The sequence below is a fragment of the Spongiactinospora sp. TRM90649 genome (genome assembly GCF_029382225.1).
Lineage (GTDB): Bacteria > Actinomycetota > Actinomycetes > Streptosporangiales > Streptosporangiaceae > Spongiactinospora.
Map to the genome: position 1 here is coordinate 1 of NZ_JARLTC010000085.1, position 2,698 is coordinate 2,698.

4 protein-coding genes are annotated in these 2,698 nt (G+C 73.2%); all 4 read right to left on the reverse strand.

Annotation, left to right across the window (positions count from 1 at the left end; translation table 11 throughout):
• On the reverse strand, positions 1-2,036 hold a 2,036-nt coding region (locus P3X83_RS43045; RefSeq protein WP_277311235.1), incomplete at its 3' end, for an AAA family ATPase.
• A complete protein-coding gene (locus P3X83_RS43050; RefSeq protein ID WP_277311236.1) occupies positions 2,033-2,332 on the reverse strand; it encodes a hypothetical protein in 300 nt (99 codons plus the stop codon). The genes P3X83_RS43045 and P3X83_RS43050, both read right to left, overlap by 4 nt.
• Positions 2,329-2,520 (reverse strand): hypothetical protein, encoded by a 192-nt coding sequence (locus tag P3X83_RS43055; RefSeq protein ID WP_277311237.1) that lies wholly within the window; start codon positions 2,518-2,520, stop codon positions 2,329-2,331. The genes P3X83_RS43050 and P3X83_RS43055 overlap by 4 nt, the downstream gene beginning before the upstream one ends.
• Complete coding sequence (locus tag P3X83_RS43060; protein WP_277311238.1) at positions 2,517-2,675, reverse strand: hypothetical protein; 159 nt, start codon at positions 2,673-2,675, stop codon at positions 2,517-2,519. The genes P3X83_RS43055 and P3X83_RS43060 overlap by 4 nt, the downstream gene beginning before the upstream one ends.
• Positions 2,676-2,698: the final 23 nt, after the last annotated feature.

Consider the following 2,698-nt stretch of genomic DNA (forward strand, 5'->3'; position numbering starts at 1 on the left):
GGGGCCAGGCGCCGGAGCAGGCCGGGCACGTCGGCCAGGCGTACCCGCTCGGCGTCCAGGACCTCGTCCAGGTCGTCGAGAAGGTCCCGCTCCTGCACCGGCGCCCGGTTGCCGGGGGTGATGCCGGCCTTGCGGCGGATCTCCAGCGCCCGGGCCACCACCAGGTGCGCCTCGGCTTGGGAGACGTAGGAGCAGCGCAGCAGGCCCGGCTCGGATTCGAACCCGATGGCCATGCACGTGCCGACGTCCCCGAGGTCGTCCTCGGTCTTGGGCTTCAGCCCGACCGCGGACACGCCCGACTTGTAGGAGCCGGTGCCGAGAATCGCGTCGTTGGACACCTGGTCGCCGATCGCGAAGCACGCCTTGTTGCTGGTGACCGCCATGACCTTGCGGGGCAGGGAGGCGCTGGACGCCTCCGGCGTGGCGAAGATCAGCGTGATGCCGTACTTCCGCGCGGCGGAGATCAGCTTGACGGTCAGCGCCACGGCCTCCTCGCCGTACTCCTCGTGCATGTACAGCGCCTGGCATTCGTCGATGACGATGAGGTGCGGCCGGAGCCGGGCGTCGATCTCGGCCAGGCGCCGGTTGACGGCCCGCTCGCCGTGCTCTTTCAGCGCCTTGCCGCGCTCGTCGAGGCTGCGGTACGCGCCGCGCAGCGTGTTCAGGCACGCCTCCACGACTTCCTCGCCGGTGCCGGTCATCAGGGTGCGCAGCCGTGGCTTCATCGGGTCGTAGTCGGCGTTGACCGCCATCACGTACACGTCGGCCTCGACCAGCGGGTCGAGGAGCCCGCCGAGCAGCAGGGTGATGATGAGTGTCGATTTGCCCGAGCCCATGCGCCCGGCCAGGGCGTAGTTCGCCTCCGACAGCCGTCCGACGATCGTCTTCCCGCGGATGTTGACCGCGACGGGCACGCCCTTGAAGTAGTCGCCGGCGCCGTCGTTGAGCAGCGGCCACGGCGGTACGGGGCCGGTGAGGGCGCCTTGGTCGGCGACCCACAGGTCCAGGACGCCGGGCTTGGTCCTCGGTTCGGTCGGCCACACCTCGACCGCGTGCCGTACGAGGTTGTGCGCGAGGATCTTCTTGCGTTGCACGATCATCTCGACGGTCACGGCGGGCGGCAGCTCAAGCTGGGTGCGGAAGCCTTTGCCCTCCCGCTGGGTCGGCAGGACGAACCGGGGCCGCCACCCGCCCCGGAACGCCTTGTTCAACGGCGGCAGCTCCAGGTGACGCAAGGCGTTGAGGATGGCTCCCTCGTCGGGGATGACGTCCCGGCCGCCGTTGTGCCCGTCCTCCTGTGGGGCTGCGATCCACGCGGGCGGGGTGGCCCGGCGGCGACCCTCACGCCACGCAGCGGCCACCAGGGCGGCCGGGACACCCACGGTCAGGGCGGGCCACGCCCACGCGACCAGCCGGAACGCGCCACCGACCACCCCGCCGACGACCTCGAACACCGCGGTGAACGACCCGGCCCCGGTGGCCCACACCGTGACGCTGAGCAGCACGCTCCCCGCCAGGAGCCCGCCACAGCCGATCGCGCCCCCCTTGAGCACGCTGACCACGGTCAGCGGCAGCTCCATCAGCCGGGAGTGCCGCTGGACGACGGCACGCTCCTTGCGTTCGATCCACGCGGCGAGCGCTTCGCCGTCGCCTGCGGCTTCGGCGGCGCGGATCTGCCGCCGGTACACCCCGAGGGTGAGCGCGTCGCCGGCGCGGGACAGCCAGGAGTGGACGCCCTGCGCGGTGGTCACCGCGGCGGCCAGCAGGCGGCGGGCGGCGCCGCGGCGGGCCGGTGCCGTACGCAGCTCGGCGACGCGGCGCACCACCAGATCAACGAGGTCGATCTGGCGCGGGGACCAGATCCGGGTCGGCTCGACCAGGGCGCCGGGATCGCGGGTGGCGGGCGGTGCGACGTCGCGGGGCACGATGTCGCCGTGCTGCGCCTCACCGTCGTGGTCGAGCGGCAGCGGCGGGGCGTCCGCGCGGTCGCGGACGACGCGCAGGTGCCGGTCGGGCTGGCCGGGCTGGTGGCTCATCGGACGGCTCCCTCCAGCGGCGCGCGCCCGGCCAGCGCCTCGATGCCGCAGGCGATGACGGCCAGGACGGCGCCGATGGCCGCCGCGGCGTGCCAGGTGAGCCGGGCCGCCTCGACCAGCAGCAGCAGGGTCAGGACGACGGTGATCCGGGCGGCGGCCAGCAGGAGGCGGGGCCACCCGGCCCGCCGCACGCAGGCGGCGAGCTGGGCGGGCGTACAGTCCTGGACGGTCGGCGGGCGCACCGCGAACAGGGCGAGGCCAGCCGCGACCGCCAGGACGGTGAGCAGGGCGTTCATGACCAGCTCCGCAGCAGCGTGACCAGCGCGTCGGTGACCATGTCCCCGACCGGCGTGGAGGCCAGGAACAGGCCGAACACGCACGCGGCGATCGCGGTGGGCCACTGGCGGCCCTGGATGAGGAACGTCGCCACGGCGAGGATGCCGGAACAGATGAGCAGGACGGTGGTGGCGGTGGCGATGGTCATGACAGACCTCCCAGCGGCAGGGTGGTGGTGAGAACGACGACGGCGGCCAGGAGCAGCCGGGCGGAGACCCGGACGCGGGTGTGCTTGGCCCAGGCGAGGCGGGACATGCCGGTCAGCTCGGCGATCTGCGCGCGCTCGCAGTCGGCCGCGGTCATCGCTCCTCACCCCTCTCTCGGGC

Bases quoted from the DNA above. Each gene is read 5' to 3' on its own strand.
- P3X83_RS43060 (WP_277311238.1), bottom strand. From the start codon at position 2,675: ATGACCGCGGCCGACTGCGAGCGCGCGCAGATCGCCGAGCTGACCGGC.
- P3X83_RS43055 (WP_277311237.1), bottom strand. From the start codon at position 2,520: ATGACCATCGCCACCGCCACCACCGTCCTGCTCATCTGTTCCGGCATC.
- P3X83_RS43050 (WP_277311236.1), bottom strand. From the start codon at position 2,332: ATGAACGCCCTGCTCACCGTCCTGGCGGTCGCGGCTGGCCTCGCCCTG.